The 19,720-nt window shown below is 48.4% G+C and carries 12 protein-coding genes and 2 pseudogenes; all 14 read left to right on the plus strand.

Annotation, left to right across the window (positions count from 1 at the left end):
- Positions 1 to 130: 130 nt before the first annotated feature.
- The 14 genes and pseudogenes from TJ79_RS04135 to TJ79_RS04205 all read left to right on the plus strand — a co-directional run bounded on the left by TJ79_RS04135 (position 131) and on the right by TJ79_RS04205 (position 19,501).
- Positions 131 to 1,324, plus strand: a complete 1,194-nt coding sequence (locus TJ79_RS04135) for a sensor histidine kinase (RefSeq protein WP_040949012.1) — start codon at positions 131 to 133, stop codon at positions 1,322 to 1,324.
- Positions 1,325 to 2,389: 1,065 nt separating this feature from the next.
- Positions 2,390 to 3,420 (plus strand): annotated as a pseudogene (locus TJ79_RS04140) (Cfr family 23S rRNA (adenine(2503)-C(8))-methyltransferase).
- 322 nt (positions 3,421 to 3,742) lie between these two features.
- Positions 3,743 to 4,213 (plus strand): DinB family protein, encoded by a 471-nt coding sequence (locus TJ79_RS04150; RefSeq protein ID WP_162162909.1) that lies wholly within the window; start codon positions 3,743 to 3,745, stop codon positions 4,211 to 4,213.
- Between the two features lie 51 nt (positions 4,214 to 4,264).
- Entirely contained in the window at positions 4,265 to 4,714 is a 450-nt protein-coding gene (locus TJ79_RS04155; RefSeq protein WP_040949015.1) for a YdeI/OmpD-associated family protein, read from the plus strand.
- A 411-nt stretch (positions 4,715 to 5,125) separates the two neighbouring features.
- Entirely contained in the window at positions 5,126 to 6,985 is a 1,860-nt protein-coding gene (locus tag TJ79_RS04160) for a glycosyltransferase 87 family protein (protein WP_052339247.1), read from the plus strand.
- A 281-nt stretch (positions 6,986 to 7,266) separates the two neighbouring features.
- Entirely contained in the window at positions 7,267 to 9,384 is a 2,118-nt protein-coding gene (locus tag TJ79_RS27925; protein WP_040949016.1) for a motility-associated ABC transporter substrate-binding family protein, read from the plus strand.
- A gap of 364 nt (positions 9,385 to 9,748) precedes the next feature.
- Positions 9,749 to 11,353: a VWA domain-containing protein gene (locus TJ79_RS04170; protein WP_052339248.1), complete on the plus strand. Its 1,605-nt coding sequence runs from the start codon at positions 9,749 to 9,751 to the stop codon at positions 11,351 to 11,353.
- A gap of 19 nt (positions 11,354 to 11,372) precedes the next feature.
- The gene (locus tag TJ79_RS04175) at positions 11,373 to 11,978 is read left to right on the plus strand and encodes a 5-bromo-4-chloroindolyl phosphate hydrolysis family protein (RefSeq protein WP_040949017.1); all 606 of its coding nucleotides are present in this window, start codon (positions 11,373 to 11,375) and stop codon (positions 11,976 to 11,978) included.
- Complete coding sequence (locus TJ79_RS04180) at positions 11,975 to 13,066, plus strand: substrate-binding domain-containing protein (RefSeq protein WP_040949018.1); 1,092 nt, start codon at positions 11,975 to 11,977, stop codon at positions 13,064 to 13,066. The genes TJ79_RS04175 and TJ79_RS04180 overlap by 4 nt, the downstream gene beginning before the upstream one ends.
- Before the next feature lie 25 nt (positions 13,067 to 13,091).
- Entirely contained in the window at positions 13,092 to 14,174 is a 1,083-nt protein-coding gene (locus tag TJ79_RS04185) for a toxic anion resistance protein (protein WP_040949019.1), read from the plus strand.
- Between the two features lie 495 nt (positions 14,175 to 14,669).
- Positions 14,670 to 15,509 carry a membrane protein insertase YidC gene (gene yidC / locus TJ79_RS04190; protein ID WP_238322773.1) on the plus strand — a complete coding sequence of 280 codons (840 nt, stop codon included), beginning with the start codon at positions 14,670 to 14,672 and terminating at the stop codon, positions 15,507 to 15,509.
- A 467-nt stretch (positions 15,510 to 15,976) separates the two neighbouring features.
- The gene (locus TJ79_RS04195; RefSeq protein ID WP_040949020.1) at positions 15,977 to 18,148 is read left to right on the plus strand and encodes a serine hydrolase domain-containing protein; all 2,172 of its coding nucleotides are present in this window, start codon (positions 15,977 to 15,979) and stop codon (positions 18,146 to 18,148) included.
- 68 nt (positions 18,149 to 18,216) lie between these two features.
- Positions 18,217 to 18,606, plus strand: coding sequence for a hypothetical protein (locus TJ79_RS04200; protein WP_052339249.1), 390 nt, complete (start codon positions 18,217 to 18,219; stop codon positions 18,604 to 18,606).
- Positions 18,607 to 18,829: 223 nt separating this feature from the next.
- Positions 18,830 to 19,501, plus strand: a pseudogene (locus TJ79_RS04205) (TetR/AcrR family transcriptional regulator).
- The last annotated feature ends 219 nt before the right edge of the window (positions 19,502 to 19,720 follow it).

The raw sequence follows: 19,720 nt of genomic DNA on the forward strand, positions 1-19,720 counted from the left end.
ATTCTTACAAAACCAACCGTCCGCGTGCGGTTGGTTTTACCACGTTCAGAGGCTGGATGGAAGGTGTGTTCCAGGGTGTACGCTCGTTTAACACTTTCGGTGTTGTATAATTGAAGGAGGAGGAATGTCCATGAACAAATTAAAAACCGAAACGGCTCGGAGAAATGATTTGTTTCCCTCCAGGATACCGGTTCTCATCTGGGGGCTGCTCGTCTATATAAGCACGATGATCATGCAATTTATCCATGAACCGTTGATCATGGCCGGAACGGTGTTTACGGGCTTGTTCTTTGTTCATGTTCTTTTGTTATGGTATTCCTATAAGGTCTCCCAGAAGCAATTCTGGATTTATTTTTCGATTCAGGGAATTCTGATCTATCTATGTGCCATCTTGATGCCCTCCGGCTATCAAGGAGTTTTGATCGGTTTGCTACCGGTGCTCATCGCGCAAAGCCTCGGATTCTCCTTTCGGCTGCGAAGAGCGATCTTCATCACTTTGATCGCCGTAATCATTTTTTTTGATTCCGCGCTCACCGTAGGCGATACCGGCGAGCTTATCGTCTTTTTGCCGATTTTCACCTTGATGTTAATTATCATTATTGCGTATGCCATCCTATTCTTCCGGCAGGTGGATGAACGGTTGCGGATACAAAGCTTTCTGCAAGATCTTCAGGAAGCTCATCGGAAAGTTGAAGAGCTGACTTTGGCCAATGAACGACAGCGGATGGCCCGTGATTTGCACGATACGTTAGCGCAGGGGTTGGCCGGACTGATTATGCAGCTAGAGGCGGCCGATGCGCATATGTCAAAAGGCCGGGTAGAACGCGGTCATGAGATTATTCACCAATCTATGTACGGAGCGCGCCGGACGTTAGCGGAGGCACGGCGTGCCATCGACAATCTGCGGACGAAGTCGGCCTCCGAGATAGACTTTAAGGATGCGCTGCTCAATGAAGTGGAAAGGTTTCAAGAAGCGACGGGGATTGAAACGACTACGAAGCTGCTATTGCACCAACATTTATCGCGGTTAATGATGGAGCATCTGCTTAATATCGTAAAAGAAGGTTTAACCAACATTGCCCGGCATGCCAAAGCAGATCAGGTCTCCGTGACAATGTCATCTGAAGGGGAGCTGCTGCGCATTGAGATTATAGATAACGGCGTTGGCTTCAACACGGACGCTATTGGCAAAGACGCCGGACACTACGGACTGCTGGGAATTCAGGAGCGTTCGCGGCTGATCGGCGGCGAGATGCAGGTACTCAGCAATGAGGACGGTACGACAATTATCATTAAAGTTCCGATACCAGTTACGCATGGTTGAATGCTATTAAAATGAAAAAACGGCTTCAACAGCGCAGATGGCTGCTTGAAATCATCATTTTTTCCTGTTCGAAAAGGGCAGGGTGACATATCCTCCGATGGAGGATGAGCTTGAGTCGCGATGCAATTTGAACCATTATAAAAAATGAAATTCCTTTTGACTCTGTCTTTGGGGAAACGGTTATAATTAGACGGCCCGGGCATTCTGTCATGTTTCATGTTATCAAACCGGATACTTACAAACTCTTAGGCTATAGACAGGTTGAGTATTTTTTTTCGGTAAAATTTTTGGGGGATTAGTGGGAGGGCGTAATGAGCATTTACAAGAACTAATGTCATTCAGTTTCGAAGATTCAGCGTCTATTGGACGCCGTTACGCATTTTTTTGAACATTTGAACGAGAAGAGTAGTTGTTTTGATAAAAATGTCGGGGGACAAGAACCTATATTATTAGAGTTAGTTGCGATGAAATATCGGGTATGTTAATATTACGCTGACATTTACGATAGGAGTTGAAGAGGATAATGTAATATTTCTTGCTTATGTTTAAGAATAAAACAAGATCTGTTTGCTCTGTTTTGTTCTTTATTGGCAAGAAAGTTACCTCATTCTTTTCACTCAAAAAATATATCCTGATCTGACTCTACGTCGGGTTGGATTTAAACTTTTTTGAGCTGCAAGAAAGGTCAACTTTCTTGTAGCTTTTTTTATTTGTGAACAAAGGAGTTTTCTGGAATGTCATTGATCAAAGGCAACTAACCTGACGTTTTCTTATGGCGTCAGATACGACAACATTTATGAAAAGGTGAAAGTTTAATTCACTCTAGGAGGATGAAAGCGATGATCATTGAGGTTGTAGATGATTATGTGAACCGGTTCCTACCGATTGACCTGGTTCACAAAAAAATAAATCTGTTGCCGGAGGTTTACCAATCTATCGACAAATGCACGTAGCGATTACGTCCGTAAGCGCATCGTGTTTATTCCTGCATAGTTGGTTAATGACGCATTAAAGCGCCGGATGACGGTTGCTTTTTTGCATTTTCTCCGGCGGTAAGGAGAACACATGAAACCAACCTCGAAATATGAAACGATTGGGCGAATCTTGTCCGACTTCAAGCAGCCTGCGTACCGGTATGGGCAAATTATGGACGCTATTTTCAAACAAAAATTGCTGAATACGAGCGGATCACTATACTACCTAAATTTTTGCGAGAAGAGTTGGCTCGGACGATTGGCCCGTACGTCTTCAGCGTTATTCCGGTAAAGGAACTCACATCGCAGCAGGTCAGCAAGGTGCTATTTGCCATCGGCGGTGGCGAACGGGTAGAGGCCGTTCGACTTACCTATGAACGGGGGTGGAAATCGTATTGTATTTCCACTCAGTGCGGCTGCGGGTTCGGGTGTCGCTTTTGCGCCACTGGTACTATCGGCTTGAAACGAAATCTGACCGCCGACGAAATTACCGACCAATTGCTTCACTTTCACTTGAACGACCACGCCTTAGACAGCGTGTCCTTCATGGGCATGGGGGAGGCGCTCGCAAACCCGCACCTTTTCGATGCGCTGGCGATTTTGACCAATCCGCATCTATTCGGTTTAGGACATCGAAGAATTACGATATCCACCATCGGCCTGTTGCCGGGAATCGATAGACTGACACGGGAGTATCCGCAGGTCAATCTAACCTTTTCGCTGCATTCGCCGTTCGATGATCAACGGAGCGAACTGATGCCGATCAATAAGCGGTTTCCGCTCCACGACGTGCTGATTGCATTGGATCACCATATTCGGCATACGGGAAGAAAGGTGTATATCGCGTATATTCTTCTTCGAGGGTTCAATGACTCAACGGAGCATGCGAAAGCGGTTGCCGCTCTGTTGAGGGGAAGGGGAGCTTGGGAACATCTCTACCACGTGAACCTAATTCCCTACAATACGACAGACGTGACGCCTCAAAACTACATGCCATCTGATCCCGAAAGGATCAAAACGTTTGTTCGGACGTTGAAGATATATGGTGTGAACGTTACGGTCCGAACTCAATTAGGATCAGACATTAATGCGGTATGTGGTCAGTTATACCGAACCGAATAGTCGACGTTTGAATTTATCATACAATACCTGCCGCAATGCATTTGCGGTGACAGTAAAGAGAAGCGGTTGCCATGAAGAGGGCAGCCGCTTTAGTCTAGTTGAAAGATGTTAACTTTAAGTTCCGCAGAAACCGCGGATTTTCTATTTTATAGTATGCCGATTTTGGCTTTGTGCCGTGTGACCTCTCAGTCACATCGGCACTTTTTTGATTTCAAGTTGGTTCACAAATCTGCCAATAGCACATCTGAGAATGAGAAGGTTTTGTTTGTTAAGATCAAGAATATAGTCAAAATTCTAAATTATGAGAATTGAGTTGATAAGCATGAGTGACAAGATGGTAGCTGTCTTAAGAAGACAGTTTGAACCGACATTAGAAATGTTCAAGGATCTTATCGAAGTATGTCCTGATGATTTTTGGATGGATGCCAAGCAAAAATACTGGAAGCATATATTTCATGCTACAACCAGTATGAAATTTTGGTTTAGGCAGCAGAAGGATGAGGATTTCAAAATACCTGACTTCGGTAAGGATATAACGGAAGCCCTAGATCAGGAGTGCTCTGACTACCCTACTAAAGAGGAAATGGCTAATTATCTTGAGGATATACTAAGTGTGGCTCATAAGTTTTTTGATGAGCTTACTGACGCCAGACTATTGGAACCATGTGTACTATACGAAGAAATAACTAAAACTGATGTAATCCTAATGCAGATCCGTCATGTTCAACATCATATAGGGTATTGCAACAACATACTGAATTCGAATCACTTAGAAGCAGTAAAGTGGCAATGATAACGTGGGTGATCGAAAGTAGCTTCTTTACAATGAGGAGTGCTATTCCATATGGTTTATGAATTTGATAGTGAGATAAAGATGCTGGAAGGTAAAATGAAATGGAAAGTCGTTTATTTCCCATATTCAGTAAGGGAAACATTTAATACGAATGGTAAAGTATCTGTTCAAATCACCGTTGACGGGCATGAGTTTGAGCATACGTTGTTGCCGTCAAAAAATGGGCATTATTTTGTTTATAATGAATTTATTCGAAGAGATGTTCATAAAGAGCTCGGTGACAAACTCCATGTCATTCTCAAAAAATGTGAGGAAAATCGTACTATTGTTTTACCAGATTACATTTCAAAAAACCTTGCGGAACAACACATTCTGGATACATTCCTAAATCAGCCTGATTACATGAAGCGAGAGCAGATAAATTATATTGAAATTGCCAAAAAGGAAGAAACAAAGAGTAACCGAATATTAGCTTTAATTAATAAACTTAAGGATAAATAGATCCTATAATATGAAAATTACATAAAAGTCCAGCAATCTATGAAAGTTGATTGCTGGACTTTTATGTCGGAAAAAACAGGCTTATTGATTCGCTCATTCTAATGAAACTTTTACAAACATTAAACCCTTGATCGATATTTATTAATTGAGATCATGGGTTTTTTCCGTTTTCTAATATTTGCAGCCCAATCGATCTCATCATTCAGATCTTGGTAGTTGTAAACGACGCTATCCTGGTGCCCTAGCCGTAAGGCTGGGAACCGCGGATAATCGGCAGTTTCTGTCCGACGGGAAGAGGTAAATATGGAACTGCTTGTTTGACATTCAGAAATCTTTCAGATCCTCTACAGTTTCAATTCATCTTCGTCGTGTAGGATGGGTTCCATCAAGCGTTAAAAGGAGCCATTCTTAATGACAACAGACCAACCAACCACAAGCCACGTTCCGGTGTTCGGAAGAAAGCCTTGGGGCATCCCGATTTTGCTGCTGGCGCTGGTGTTGTCCCTCGTCTTGGCGGGATATTCGGTGTGGCGCAGTCAAGGATCTGCGGGTGTAGGCGGAACCGGCTCCCCGGCTATGAGCAGAGGCTGGGGCGGAAGCCCGGGCGAGAACAGTTCGACAGCAGGAGGCAACGGCGGGACGTCAGGCGGTGCAAACCAGGGTATGGCACAGCCACCGATGACCGGAGGCAACACGCAAGAATCAGGGAATGGCGATCAAACGCAGCAGCCAACGGTCTCCGGCTTCGAGCCAGGTAGCGCAGATCAAGGAAGCTCCAGCCAAAGCCAGGTGCCCCCATCTGACAACGCCAGTAAAAGCAACGGCAGTAAGGGCCAGAGTCAAGGTCAAAGCCAAGGCTTCCGCGTCGGCAGAGGCGGGCCCGGGATGAACGGGGACGGTGGCGGAGGCGGAGGATTCACTAATGGCGGCCGGCAGTTCGGCGGCGGAGGATGGTCCTCCGGCACCTCCTATGCTAAGCCTGTCGCCATCGGCAGCGTCGCCTTCTTCGCCATTGCAGCCGTTATCTACGCTCTGCGTCGCCGGCTGAAGCTTCTACTGATCCGTGTGGGCAGCCACCGAACCGTACTCTGGTTGGTGCTGGGCATCGCCCTGCTACTGCGGATCGCCGCGGCACCTTGGGTTGGCGGCCACCACGATCTGCAGCTCTTCGAGAACTGGGCGATGTCCGCCGCCAAGGGATTGAAAACCTTTTATCAAAATACCAACAGTGACTATCCTCCCTTCTACAACGAAGTGCTGTATGTGGTTGGGAAGCTTGCATCGCTGCCTGGCCTCAGCTCGTCCATGACCTTGCTGGTCAAGCTGCCGTCGATCCTGGCGGATGTGGGCACAGGCTACCTCCTGTTCCGCCTCAGCAGCAAACGACTATCCTATATATCGAGCCTTGGCGTGGCGCTGTTCTACATCTTCAACCCGGCCGTCTGGATCAATTCCGTCTTCTGGGGACAGGTGGATTCGTTTCTCACGTTCTTCGTGGTGCTGACGGTGATGCTTCTCAGCAAGCGCAGGATGGGTTGGGCAGGCGCTGTGTTCGCCGCTACAATGCTGATGAAACCGCAGGCGATCATCTACTTCCCCGTATTCCTCTTCGAACTGGTCCGGCTCCGCCAGGTGAAGTATTGGCTGGCCGCGGGAGGAGCCGCACTCGCGACGGCTGCGGGCATCCTGCTCCCCTTCAGCCTCCACAATGGGCTGTCATGGCTACCAAAGCTGTATGTCAACACGGTGAACGAGTACCCATACGCATCAGTGAACGGCTACAACCTGTACAGCCTCATCGGAGCTAACTACAAGCAGGACTCCACCACCTGGTTCTTGTTTAGCTACCATACGTGGGGGATGATCTTCATCGTCCTGATCACCGCCTATACCGGCTATCTCTGTTTACGGGCGCGGAACGCCGCCTTTGCTTCAACCGCCGCACTGCTTCTGATTAGCGGCGTGTTCACCTTATCCGTCAGCATGCATGAGCGATACCTATTCCCGGCGATGGCCTTGGCTCTGTTAGCCTTCGGCAGCCTGAATGACAAGAGAATGCTATGGCTGAGCGCAGGCTTCAGCGTGACGGTGTTGATCAACACGTATGCGATTCTGTATGCCAAAAACGGTGGGATGGATATGCAAAGCTCAAACGGCAGCAGCATGACGATGGTCCTGACTTCCGCGGCGAATGTCCTCCTATTGGTGATCCTCGCTTGGGTCGCCTGGGCCCAAGCACACCGCCCCGCAACTGAACCTGAACCGTGCTGATACGCTCGAATAAAAAGAGGCTGCCGATGACGGCAGTCTCTTTTTGTGGCCCGATATTGCCCGATATTCGATACATCAATTAATGGGGGTATGAGGATGCAGAAAAGGGACAAACAACCTTTTTCGTAGAAACTCTGAATGTCTATGAAAGAAATTTACCAGGTTAGCCCAATTCTTAATAAATTCTCGAAATGATTTAAACATCCCCGAAATGTTTCTCTTCTATAATGATATATGGGACGATTTTCCAATCGCCACTAATTATAGAAGGGAATGAAATTATGAGAGATTGGAAGAAAGCTGTGCAAGCTGGCGTTATCGGGGCAGCAATACTGCTGCAAAGTGTACTGACTGTAAACAGCATCAATGCGGAAGGTGCGTCCGACCCAGCTCCGGTCATTAATCCGACAGGCATATCTAACGGAAAAACAGTGCTGTTCGACAACACGCATGAAGAAACTGCCGGTGCTGCGGATTGGGTCATTGACGGCGGCTTCTCAGACTTCGGACAAGCACTTGCGGGTCAAGGTTATATGGTCAAGGAATTACGCAAGTCAACGCCGATAACGCTGACCGACCTGCAGCAGGCGCAAGTATTCGTGATGGCCGAACCGAACGTTCCGCTGAAAACGTCCGAGCAAAGCGCCATTCTCCAATACGTGCAAAATGGTGGCAGCATCCTGTTCATCGGTGATCATTATAATGCGGACCGCAACCTGAACCGATGGGACGGTTCGGAGACGTTCAACGGCTATCGCCGCGGCGCTTTCGGCAACCCAACGAAGGGGATGAACAGCGGAGAAGCTTCTTCAGCCGCCATGCAAGACGTGACGAGTACCGACTGGCTGATGACGAACTTCGGACTTCGTTTCCGTTATAATGCGATCGGCGACGTAACGGCCAACATTGTCGTTTCTTCATCGGAGTCGCTCGGCATCACCTCCGGTGTTTCTACGGTAGCCATGCATGCCGGTGCGACGCTGGCGATCGGCGATACCCACCACGCCAAAGGCATCGTATACGTACCAGCCAATCCGCCGAAATGGTCAAGCGCCGTAGATCAGGGAGTCTACAATGGCGGCGGTAGTGCGGAAGGCCCGATGGTAGCTATTGCGAAGAACAGCCTGGGAAAAGCTGCGTTCATCGGCGACTCCTCAGCCGTTGAAGACGCGACTCCGAAATATAAACGTGAGGACACCGGCGCGACGAAAACGACATATGCCGGTTTCCAGGAGCAGAACGATTCGACGCTGCTCGTAAATCTTGTCAATTGGCTTGCCAAGCAAGAAAGTTATACAAGCTTCGATGGCATCAGCGGCTTTACGGAAGATCAGCCAACTCAGCTGCTCAGCATGGAGACCCCAGCCAACTCGACCGAACCGCAACAGGAGCCGTGGTCGACTCCGCCGTCCGGTTATTTATGGTATGATTCTTCTACATTCAAGCCCGGCTCCTATGGCTATAGCTCCGGTCAATCTGGTGGCGGTGGGACGGCATCATTCTCGGAAATGTTCGAAACCGGCTCGAAGACGTCTTACACATCGGGCAACGTGACACTCGCGTCGGGCTCATGGTATTTCGACGATGCCCTTATAGGGAATTTGTCCACTGATGTCAAAGATGGCACACAGGCGGCACGCATCAAGTCCGCCGGCGCGATCTCGATGAACTTCGACGTTTCAGGCTCCTCCCAAGTGCAGCTGTCCATCGCCAACTTCGGATCGGATACCGGCGCCACCTGGAAGCTGCAAAAGTCAACGGACGGTGGTTCCACCTGGATCGACGTGACCAGTGCCACAACATGCACTTCAACACTCACTCAACAAACGATTACGGTAGGGGCAACAGGAAATGTTCGTTTTAAAGTCGTTGTTGCCGGCACCTCAGGCAGCCGTATCGACGTGGACGATTTTCAGATCGTTAGTGCTGGATCTGGCTCTGGGTCAGGATCAGGGTCCGGGACTGCAACGATGTCCGAAACCTATGAATCAGGTACCAAAAGCACCTATACGGCAGGTAATGTAACACTCGCGTCGGGCTCATGGTATTTCGACGATGCCCTCATGGGAAATTTGTCCACTGATGTCAAAGATGGCACACAGGCGGCACGCATCAAGTCCGCCGGCGCCATCTCGATGAATTTCGACGTTTCAGGTGCCTCCCAAGTGCAGCTGTCCATCGCCAACTTCGGATCGGATACCGGTGCCACCTGGAAGCTGCAAAAGTCAACGGACGGCGGTTCCACCTGGATCGACGTGACCAGCGCCACAACATGCACGTCCACACTCACTCAACAAACGATTACGGTAGGGGCAACAGGCAATGTTCGTTTTAAAGTCGTTGTTGCCGGTACTTCCGGCAGCCGTATCGACGTGGACGATTTTCAAGTTATGAACTAATCGTTTTCTCAATCGCTCCTATACCCCGTAAACCACCAGTCTCGTTCATCCGAACGCAGCTGGTGGTTTTCTTATTCAATTGAATCAGCCTAACTGGTGTGGCAAGAGCATAAGTACTTACATTGTCGTTGAAGGACACAAATTAACCAACATTGAAGGTAAAAAGAGCGTCGGTAGAATTATCCATTAAGTGAAGTAGGCCTAAATCGTCTTCAGCTATAACCTGAAACTAAGGCACCTTCTTTTCGTATCTGAAACAAGATGCATTTTCCCATTAATTTCTATACTTTACAAAACGTTAATATTCCGCGAATACTCACTTGATAAAATATGGAACAGATGAGAATGAGAGGTGTAAAGACGAATGAGGGGACTGGCACCCAAGGCTCGCAAGTTTCACATGATTCGTTTTATGGCAAGCATACTCGCCCTGATCTTAGTTTTATCCGCGCTAGCGGGTTGCAAAAGCTCGGATGGAGGAAAGACGTTCACGATCCTGTCCGGTTCCGAGAACAAGGCGCTGGAGCCAATCGTCGCGAAAATCGTGAAGGACGAGGGGTACAACGTGCAATTCGAGTACAAAGGCTCGATCGACAGCATGAGCTTGCTGCAGACGGAGTCGGACCGCTTCGATGCCGTTTGGCTCGCATCGCGGTTTTGGATCGACCTCGGCGACAAGGACAAAAAGGTGAAATATGCCAAGTCTGTCATGACGTCCCCGATCGCGTTTGGCATTACGAAATCGAAGGCGGAGAAACTCGGATTCGTTGGTCGGGAAGTGAAAATCCGAGACATCCAGAAGGCAGTCATCGACAAGAAGCTGCGCTTCATGATGACGTCGGCGACCCAATCGAACTCCGGCTTGAGTGCATACCTCGGCTTTTTACACGCGTTCCTGAATAAGGATCAAGCCGTCACCAAGGAAGACCTGCAGAACGAGGACCTTCGCGGGCAAGTGAAGCAGCTGCTCCAAGGGGTCAACCGCAGCTCCGGAAGCTCGGGTTGGTTGAAAGACCTATTCCTGAAGGGCGACGGTTCCTATAACGCGATGGTGAATTATGAAGCGGTGCTCATCGAGACGAACCAAGAACTCGTCAAAGAAGGCAAAGAGCCGCTCTATATCGTCTATCCGGTCGATGGCCTCAGCATCGCGGACTTTACGCTTGGGTACATCGACAACGGAGACAAGGATAAAGAAGCGTTTTTTCGAAAATTACAAGACGCGTTGCTCGCGGAGCCGGCGCAGAAGGAAATCGGCGCGCTCGGGCGGCGAACAGGGTTCGGCGGCGTCGTGAGCAGCGTGGATCCGAAGGTGTTTAATCCGGATTGGGGCATCGATCTGAACCGGCCGATCTCACCGATCCCGTTCCCGAGTACCGACGTCGTGCTCGAAGCGATGAACTTGTACCAGACAGCGCTCAAGAAGCCGAGCTACACCGTGTACGTGCTCGATTATTCCGGGAGCATGGCCGAGAATGGTGAGCAGCAACTGAAGAAAGCGATGCGCACAATCCTGAACCAGCAGGAAGCAAGTAAATACTTGCTTCAGAGCTCGAAGGAGGACGTCGTAACGGCCATTCCGTTCAGCGACCACGTCATCGACGTCTGGGAAGCCAATCGTCTCGAGGATTACGACGATCTGCTCGGCAAAATAGAGAATTTGGCTGCGGGCGGAGGCACCGATATTTATACCGCTTCCGTCAAAGCGCTTGAGCAAATCAAAGGCGTTGACGCAGAAAAATACAACATCGCCGTCATCCTGATGACGGACGGCAAGTCGGACGGCTCATACGAAAAGTTCGAGCGATTGTACGGCGCACTCGGCCGTGACGTTCCGGTGTTCCCAATCATGTTCGGCGACGCTTCGGAAGATCAGCTCGTCAGACTCTCCGACCTGACGCGAGGCAAACTGTTCGACGGCACGAAGGACTTGATCAGCGCCTTCAAGGAAGCGAAAGGATACAATTAAGAGAGGAGGAGCGGTCCACATGCAAACGTTAAAAGGGATTTTAGCCGGACTGCTCGGAGCAGGGGTCATCCTCCTCTTTCTTTTCGGCATCCGCGCTTCGTTCTGGCTTTCGTTCGCGTCAGGAGCCGCAGTATACGGTGCGGTACTGCTCATTTGGCGCAATAAGCCGATTGCTTCTTTACCGCTGTCGCTTGACGAAACATCTATCGATTTCTATAAGCGGACGATCGAGGAAGGCCGCATTCACGTCAAGGCGATCAAGAGCTACATACCGCTTACAGGCGATCCGGCTGTACAAGTGAAAATTAAGAAAATCGCCGACATCTCCGACCGCATCTTCGAGGTCCTGGAACAGAAGCCGCAAAGCGTGAAGATCATCCGTCAATATTTTACATACGATTTGGAATCGACAAGCAAAATTCTGAACAAGTACACGGAGCTTAAGCGCAAGGGGCTGACTGACCCGGAGGTGATCGAAATCATCGCCAGAACCGAGAGCCAGCTGGATCTAATCGCTGATTTGTTCGAGAAGAAGCTGAAAAAGCTCGTTTCCGATGATGTGCTCGATCTGGACGTCGAGCTGGATATGTTGCAACAGATGTTGAAAACGGAGGGGATGCAGTGAACGGGAGGAAGCTGGGCATTATCGTCGGAATCCTCATCCTGGTTGCCGTAGCGATCATCGCTTTTGTCGCGAGCAAAGGAGCCGGCGGGTCCAAGGGGAACATTACCGCGACCGGATATCTGGGCGGAGAAAAAGCCGGGTTGTTTGACGACGAAGAGATCATTCGCATTTTGAAAGAAAAATACGGAATTACAGTCGATTGGAAAAAGGCGGGCAGCATCGACATGGTTAAATCGTACGCTCCGGGACCTGACTTCCTGTTCCCGTCTAACCAGGTGGCCCTCGAGATTTTCAAGAACGGGCATGCGGGAGACGTTCGATCGAGTGAAATCATCTTCAACTCTCCGATCGTGTTCTACACGTGGGACCGGATCGCAGACGCTCTGACCGCGCAAAAGATTGTCCACAAGGAAGGTGACACCTATTTCGCAGATACGCAGGCGCTCCTGCAGGTCGTCACCGACGGGAAAACCTGGGACGAACTCGGGGCGAACGCCGATCACCCGTCATCGAAGCTGTATGGCAAGGCAACGATTATCTCGACTGACCTGACGAAATCGAACTCGGGCAACCAATTTGCCGGGCTATACGCGAATCTGATCAGCGGAGGTATCGCGAACGAGAGCAATATCGGCAGCGCGCTGCCACGGGTCAAAGCGTTCTTTGAAGGTCTCGGGTATTTGGAGCCGTCATCGGGAGATCTGTTCGAGCAATATTTGAAAACGGGGATGGGAGCCAAACCGATCATTGTCGGCTATGAGAACCAAATGATTGAGTTCGCACAGCAAAATCCACAAGTTTGGGGCCAAGTGAAGGACAGGATGCGCATCCTCTATCCTGAACCGACGGTATGGAGTTCCCATCCGCTGATCGCGCTTACGCCTAACGGCGAGAAACTGCTTGCAGCGCTTAAGGATCCGAAGATCCAAGAGCTCGCTTGGAAGAAGCACGGGTTCCGCTCCGGCCTCACAGAAATCCAAAATGACACGAAAGCGCTCGGCATCACGGGCATCCCGGAAACGATCGATGCGGTCATTTCGATGCCGACGGCCGCGATCATGGACCGCATTATTGGAGATTTGCAATAACCTATTCCAAGGAGGAGTCATTCAAATGACGGAACTGCAGACGGTAACGGAAAACGCGGGTTTGACCCCAGAGCAAGTGGAGAAAGCGAAAGCGATTGCGGCAAGTCTGGACTTGGCGGACCCGCAAGCAGTCACTTATTATGGCGCAGGTGTGCAGAAGGAGCTGAGCTCCTTCTCGGATAAAGTGCTGGAGCATGTCACGATGAAGGATTCTGGAGCCGCCGGCGAAATTTTGACCGACCTGAGCTTGAAGCTGAAGGGACTCGACGTCGACAGCCTGTCGGATAACAAGGGGGGCTTCATCTCCAAGTTGTTCCGGTCGTTCGCGAGTAAAATCGAGAAGTTCATCGGCCAATACCGGGAAATCAACGCTTACGTCGAACAGATCTCGGTGAAGCTGGAAAAAACGAACCACACGCTGATGAAAGAAACGATGACGCTACAAGAGCTGTTCGACCGCAACGCGGGCTACTATCAAGAACTGTCCGTCTTTATCGAAGCGGGGGAAATGAAACTCAAAGAGCTGCGAGAAACCGTGCTACCCGAAATGGAGAAGAAAGCAAAGGAGTCCGGTGACCAACTAGCTTTGCAACAATTCACCGATTTGGTGAGCGCGGCGAACCGATTCGAGAAGAAGCTGTATGACTTGAAACTGTCGCAGACAATTTCGCTGCAAGCCGCGCCGCAAATCCGCCTGATCCAGTCGAACAACCAAGTGCTTTCGGACAAGATCCAAAGCTCCATTTTGAACACAATTCCGATCTGGAAGCAGCAAATCATTATCGCGATCAGCCTATTCCGTCAGAACGAAGCGTTGAAGCTCCAGCAGGAAGTGACGAAGACGACAAATGACATGCTGCTGAAAAATGCGCAAATGATGAAGCAAGGCACGCTTGAGATCGCCAAGGAAAGCGAGAAGGGCATCGTCGAAATTGAGACGCTGAAGAAAACGCACCAGGATTTAATCTCCACGCTAGAGGAGACGATCCGAATTCAGCGCGACGGCCAGACGCAGCGCAAATCCGCAGAAGAAGAAATGGTTAAGATGAAAGAGGAGCTTCGTGCGAAGGTGCTGGCGTTCGCTGAGGAAGAGCGCAGAATAGGCTAATGGCTCAGGAAGCTTTTGGGCAACAACTTCACTAGTTTAAGAGCAAGCCGCTAATGATGTTCAGAGCTAACGGATACAATAGGACGATTTAGCCTGCCGGAATAATCCGGCAGGCTGTTTGACTAACGGGCAGGTTAGTGAAACTAAACAATTTTTCTAACGTATAATCATTTAGCCTAATTTTTCCAATATGGCTCAGGCAGAGGTGAACTTGACTGGAGCATTTATTTGACTTGATTCAATTGGCATTCTCGATCGTTCTCATCTCCTCCGTAGTGTTACTTCCATTTACCTCTTTTTCATTACGAGAGATACGCTGGGATCATGAAATGGCTGCAGCCGGTTCAACTTTGTTTGTGGCTGTCATTCTGTCGCAACCCAACGGCATTCAGCGGTGGATAGCACGTACCGTCAGACGAAAAGAAGCACCTGATGAAGACGACAATTGTCCTTCCCTACTTTGATATTCCATACATTCAATTAGGGAGGACAACGGTGAAAAATATAGTATTACAACAAAAATGGGCGAAGCCCGTTCTCGTTATGTTGATTGGGATTATTCCGATCATTGTGCTCAGCGGGTGTTCGACGGCATCCTCATCAAACCCGATTAATGCCGATTCGCCAGGGATATTTAATCACTACCTTATTTATCCCTTTTCGAACTTGATTAAATTCTTCGCGAATGCTTTTCACGGAGACTACGGATTATCGATCGTGCTGTTGACTTTTATCATTAGACTTGCGATCATGCCGCTAATGATGAATCAAACGAAGAAGCAAATGGCCATGAAAGAAAAGATGGCCGTCCTCCAGCCAGAGTTAACCGCACTAAAGGAGAAGTATAAGAACGACGTCAGTGCAGATGCAAAAAAGCAACAGCAAGTCGAGATGATGCAGCTCTACCAGAAGCATCAATTTAATCCCTTAAACATGGGGTGTTTGCCGGTGCTTCTCCAATGGCCGATCACCCTCGCATTTTACAACGCCATTCGTCGTACCCCAGAGATTGCGGCTCACGATTTTCTGTGGTTTAGCTTGGGGAAAACAGATATGATTTTGCCGCTTATTGCCGCAGCGGTGTATTACATTCAGTTCCGTGTGTCTCAATCTGTTTCAACGCAGGTTCAGCAAAATCAAAATAACCAAATGGCTTTCATCGGATTGTTGTCCCCGATCATGATGGGGGTGTTCGCTTTTGCGATGCCCGCCGCGTTACCCTTATATTGGGCGGTAGGTGGTATATTCATTATCGTGCAAACGATTATACTCAATAAAATGTACTCGAAGCCAAATGAAGCGGGTAAAAACCTGCCTACAGGAGTAGAAGATTAATAAAAATGAACCAGTCATAGAAAAATACTAAATTAAAGGCATCTGAGGCACGACCTCAGATGCTCTGTTTTTTATGTTGGTTTTTTCCGTTTCAGTAAGTCGGTTCTCGTTCATCGAAGTAATCCGAGAAGTTGAATTTCGTCGCGACCGGAGCGCTAGTTTAATAAATTCAGTGACCATCGATGAACATGTCCATGACAAGAACAAAATCCACTGCGTGGCTACAGAAATGAGACTCTCTTGGAAAAAATCCGATTAGAGAAAGATCATGTTTCTGAGGAATCATTCTTGAACTGGAGTGAAGCGCCGTGGGACTAAAGATGGTTGAAAAACTATCTAGTATTAAACGAAAATTCAAGCGGTGGTTGCATGGGGTAAGGTATCTTCTTCAACTAATGCTTGATAGGATGTTTCCAGCATTTATGCTATTTTATTCGCAAGAGTTACCTTTAGAAAGGAGAGTTCAAATGATGAAAAGTCGATGGATAATGGGGGCTGTGTTATGTTCGTGTCTGCTGCTAACCTCCTGCGACGGCAATATAGCACCGGCAGAGACGCAGCACACTGCAGTGGTGCGTAATACGTCTGGGGTGATTGAGCCAAGCGCTGTACCGACAACCGTGCCAACGGCAGCAATGGGCTCTCCTACGAACGAGGCTTTAAACTCCTTCGAAGTAACCCGGCAAGACGCAAAGGAGAAGGCCGATCTCCTCACTAACTCTTACGGCACGAACAGCGTGCAGTACGTCATTATCGATCATGGCGACATCGTCGTATCCGGCCAATCCGGAAAGAATGATAAGGAGCGACAGAAGCCGCTCACGAAAGACACGATGTACGGGATCGGCTCGATAAGTAAAGTGTTTACCACGGTTGCCGTCATGCAGTTGGTCGACCAAGGGAAAATCGATCTGGATACGCCGGTCGTCCAGTATATCTCCGAGTTCACGATGAAGGATGAACGCTACAAGCAGATTACGCCACGCATGCTACTGAATCACTCTTCCGGGCTGAACGGATCGTCGTTTACGGATGCCTTTTTATTCGAAGATAACGATACATATGCCCACGACACACTGTTGAAGCAATTGGCCGGACAGACTTTGAAGGCGGACCCAGGCGCTTATTCGGTTTATTGCAATGACGGATTTACGCTAGCCCAGATTCTGGTCGAGCGAGTCAGCGGTATGGACTTTACCTCTTATATCCATCGATTTATTACGGAACCTCTAGGTATGGCCAATACGGAGACGCCGCTCGATTCTCCGAACAATGCAAAGATGGCGGGAATCTATTATCCTTCCTACATAGGACAACTTCCCAACGAGACGCTCAACACGATCGGAACGGGAGGCATCTATTCCACAGCGGAAGATTTAGCTCGATTCTCACGAATTTTCACCGGGGAACTGGGAGAAGTCTTGTCCGGAAAATCGGCTACGGCCATGGCACAAGACGAGTATAAGACACCTTTGTGGCCTGATGATGCGGACAGCTCGATCACTTACGGTCTTGGCTGGGACAGTGTCAATCTGTATCCCTTCAGCGAATATGGGATGAAGGCGCTGACCAAAGGCGGTGACACGCTTTTCTATCACGCGGCACTCGTTGTGCTTCCCGAGCAGGACATGGCGGCAGCTGTCGTCACGTCCGGCGGGTCCAGCACAAACGATGAGCTTCTGGCAAATGAAATCCTGCTTCAGGCGCTGAAAGAGAAAGGGACAATTGCCGAATTCAAGTCTGAGAAGTCATACGGCTCGTCAGATGAGGTCGATATGCCGGAGTCTGTGCTTAAGTATTCGGGAATCTATGGCGCGACCGGTACAACGATGAACATCGATATTACCAAAGGCGGCGACATGTTCATCACTTCGGAGCAGTCGCCCGATAGTCCATCCCAGATCTACATGTATTCGGTGGATGGCACGTTCCGGAGTGCGGATGGGAATGCGATAATCAGCTTCGTGACGAAGGGTAACGGCCACACCTACTTATGGATGCGTCAATACGCTTCGTTGCCAGGTCTTGGGCAGATGGCTGTGTCCTTGTATCAAGCCGAGAAGCTCCAGCCTCAAAATCTTTCGATAAAGACGAAAGAGGCATGGATCCGCCGCGATGGCAAGAAGTATTATCTGCTGAATGAGAAGTATACGTCGATCGCTTATTTGGTGTTGAAATCCATCCAATTGAACGTGTCGAAACAATTGCCAGGGTATGCGTTGGATAAGCGAATAATCGGCCCGAATAAGGCCGTCTCCGAATTGCAAATTCCGGGAGTGAACGGGCGGGATCTCACAGGTTATACGTTCTTTACGCAGGACGGCGTTGAGTACCTGGAGTTAGGTGGAAGTATCTTCGTGAACGAGGACGCCGTAAAGCCGATAGACGTTGCTAAGAAGTCAATCGTTACAATTCCGATGAGCGGATACGCCAAGTGGTTTACGATAAGCGACAAAGACGGGGGCAAGACTGTTAAGGTTGGCATGCCCTTGAACGCCTCTTTTGCTGTTTATGATGAGAAGGGAACATGCACCTACTTCAGTGTCATCGGAGGTAAGGAACAGGTCGTGCTGCCCGCAGGAGGATCCATTGTTTTCGTTGGGGATGCCGGCACAAAGTTCGAGATTTCCGCGCAATAACGTCTCAACAGGCTTCCGATTGCACTTAAGAGATTCTACTCATTCACTAATACAGAAGGATGAGATGTATGTACCGGAATACTGATTCTGCAACAATGGAATGGCTTCTTGGCAAAAAAGCGATTGATTCTTTAATCAATGAGTCCAAAAGTGTCTCATATCGAGCTGTCACTCTAAAATCTAAAGAAATTGATCCTGAAGGTGTTGGCATTCACGTAAAATCAATCTTTACTAATGAACAACTACATGATTACTTTTCTACACACTGTTATAATAGGCATTCTAAAGGAAGTAGAGCCACCAAAATGTCGCTTGATCAAGCTAACAATATCTATAAGCTAGTGAAAGAGAGACGAGATCTAGAACGCATTAGAAGGCGGTATATGAAGCTTTCAAAGTCGGAATTAGTGGAGTTATTAATTCATTTCGAGCAATACAATACTCAGAATAAATCATAGTTAAAAAGCGAGATAACTTTAAACTAAGCTCACAACATAACGAACCGTTCCTTAAAAGAGGAACGGTTTTCATTATTATTGGCTTATATAATGATATTTCACAAAGTCTATGAGAACTTTCGTTTTTCGATTTTGGTCTTGATTAATGTTTGTGTCAAACATAGAAATGATGAATATTGATTTTACATTGACATTACTGCACAGGTCTAAAAAAGGAGGACACATGTCACCACTTACCAAAGAACAGAATGACGCGATCCGGGAGATGCGAATGAACCAAATCATGGAAGCGGCTGCGGAAGCCTATTTGGAGAAGGGCATTCAAATTGGAAATACGCGACGTTGCGGTCAAGGCAGAGCTCGGCTACGGAACCGTATATCATTATTACAAAAATAAGTTCATGCTTTTGGAAAATTTACTCTGGGATGCCCTGAATCGAACGGAGTCGGCAGTATTGCCCGCTTTGTCGGGGGAGGGTGGCAGTTTACATAAAGCTGAGTCGTTCTCTAGACTGCTCCTGGGGAAGTGCATCCAGGATCCTTCTGTATTTATTTAACTAAAACGGTTGTAGATAATTTTCATTACTTCCCGGGAAACCGGTTCAGCAAGCTGTTTGCCGATTTTCAGGAACGGATCTATTTGCCGCTTGTGGAAATGATTCACGAAGGAATCGGTTCCAAATCGCCCACCCACGTCGGGAATCCGGGCAAAGGGTTCCGCTTGAAGGAAGGGATGGTTTTTACGATCGAGCCGATGTTAAATGCAGGAAAAGCGTTAATGACGATTGATCCCGATGGATGGACCGCTAGAACTGCTGACGGCTAGCTATCCGCACAGTACGAGCATACGATCGCCATCACAGCGGATGGCCCGATTATACTGACCGCACAATAGAATTCTAAGCTCAAATTTGTAATTTCGAACGATCAGGTGTTTAGTATGAGAGCTGAACAATAATCCTAGATAAACTTTATTAAAGAAAACTCACTGATTCATTTCAGTGAGTTTTCTTTTAAATGGGAAGAAAGGAAGAAAGGGCGAATGAGTTTATTACGACATGGGCACAGTACTATGAAAAACCTGGCTGTGTCATCTCGGAACCACAAACCATTA

The organism is Gorillibacterium massiliense (assembly GCF_000455485.1).
In the GTDB taxonomy this organism is placed as follows: domain Bacteria; phylum Bacillota; class Bacilli; order Paenibacillales; family NBRC-103111; genus Gorillibacterium; species Gorillibacterium massiliense.

What these genes read in the sequence shown, in the direction of transcription:
- TJ79_RS04135 (WP_040949012.1), top strand. Translation starts at nt 131, where the DNA reads ATGAACAAATTAAAAACCGAAACGGCTCGGAGAAATGATTTGTTTCCC.
- TJ79_RS04150 (WP_162162909.1), top strand. Translation starts at nt 3,743, where the DNA reads ATGAGTGACAAGATGGTAGCTGTCTTAAGAAGACAGTTTGAACCGACA.
- TJ79_RS04155 (WP_040949015.1), top strand. Translation starts at nt 4,265, where the DNA reads ATGGTTTATGAATTTGATAGTGAGATAAAGATGCTGGAAGGTAAAATG.
- TJ79_RS04160 (WP_052339247.1), top strand. Translation starts at nt 5,126, where the DNA reads ATGACAACAGACCAACCAACCACAAGCCACGTTCCGGTGTTCGGAAGA.
- TJ79_RS27925 (WP_040949016.1), top strand. Translation starts at nt 7,267, where the DNA reads ATGAGAGATTGGAAGAAAGCTGTGCAAGCTGGCGTTATCGGGGCAGCA.
- TJ79_RS04170 (WP_052339248.1), top strand. Translation starts at nt 9,749, where the DNA reads ATGAGGGGACTGGCACCCAAGGCTCGCAAGTTTCACATGATTCGTTTT.
- TJ79_RS04175 (WP_040949017.1), top strand. Translation starts at nt 11,373, where the DNA reads ATGCAAACGTTAAAAGGGATTTTAGCCGGACTGCTCGGAGCAGGGGTC.
- TJ79_RS04185 (WP_040949019.1), top strand. Translation starts at nt 13,092, where the DNA reads ATGACGGAACTGCAGACGGTAACGGAAAACGCGGGTTTGACCCCAGAG.
- TJ79_RS04195 (WP_040949020.1), top strand. Translation starts at nt 15,977, where the DNA reads ATGATGAAAAGTCGATGGATAATGGGGGCTGTGTTATGTTCGTGTCTG.
- TJ79_RS04200 (WP_052339249.1), top strand. Translation starts at nt 18,217, where the DNA reads ATGTACCGGAATACTGATTCTGCAACAATGGAATGGCTTCTTGGCAAA.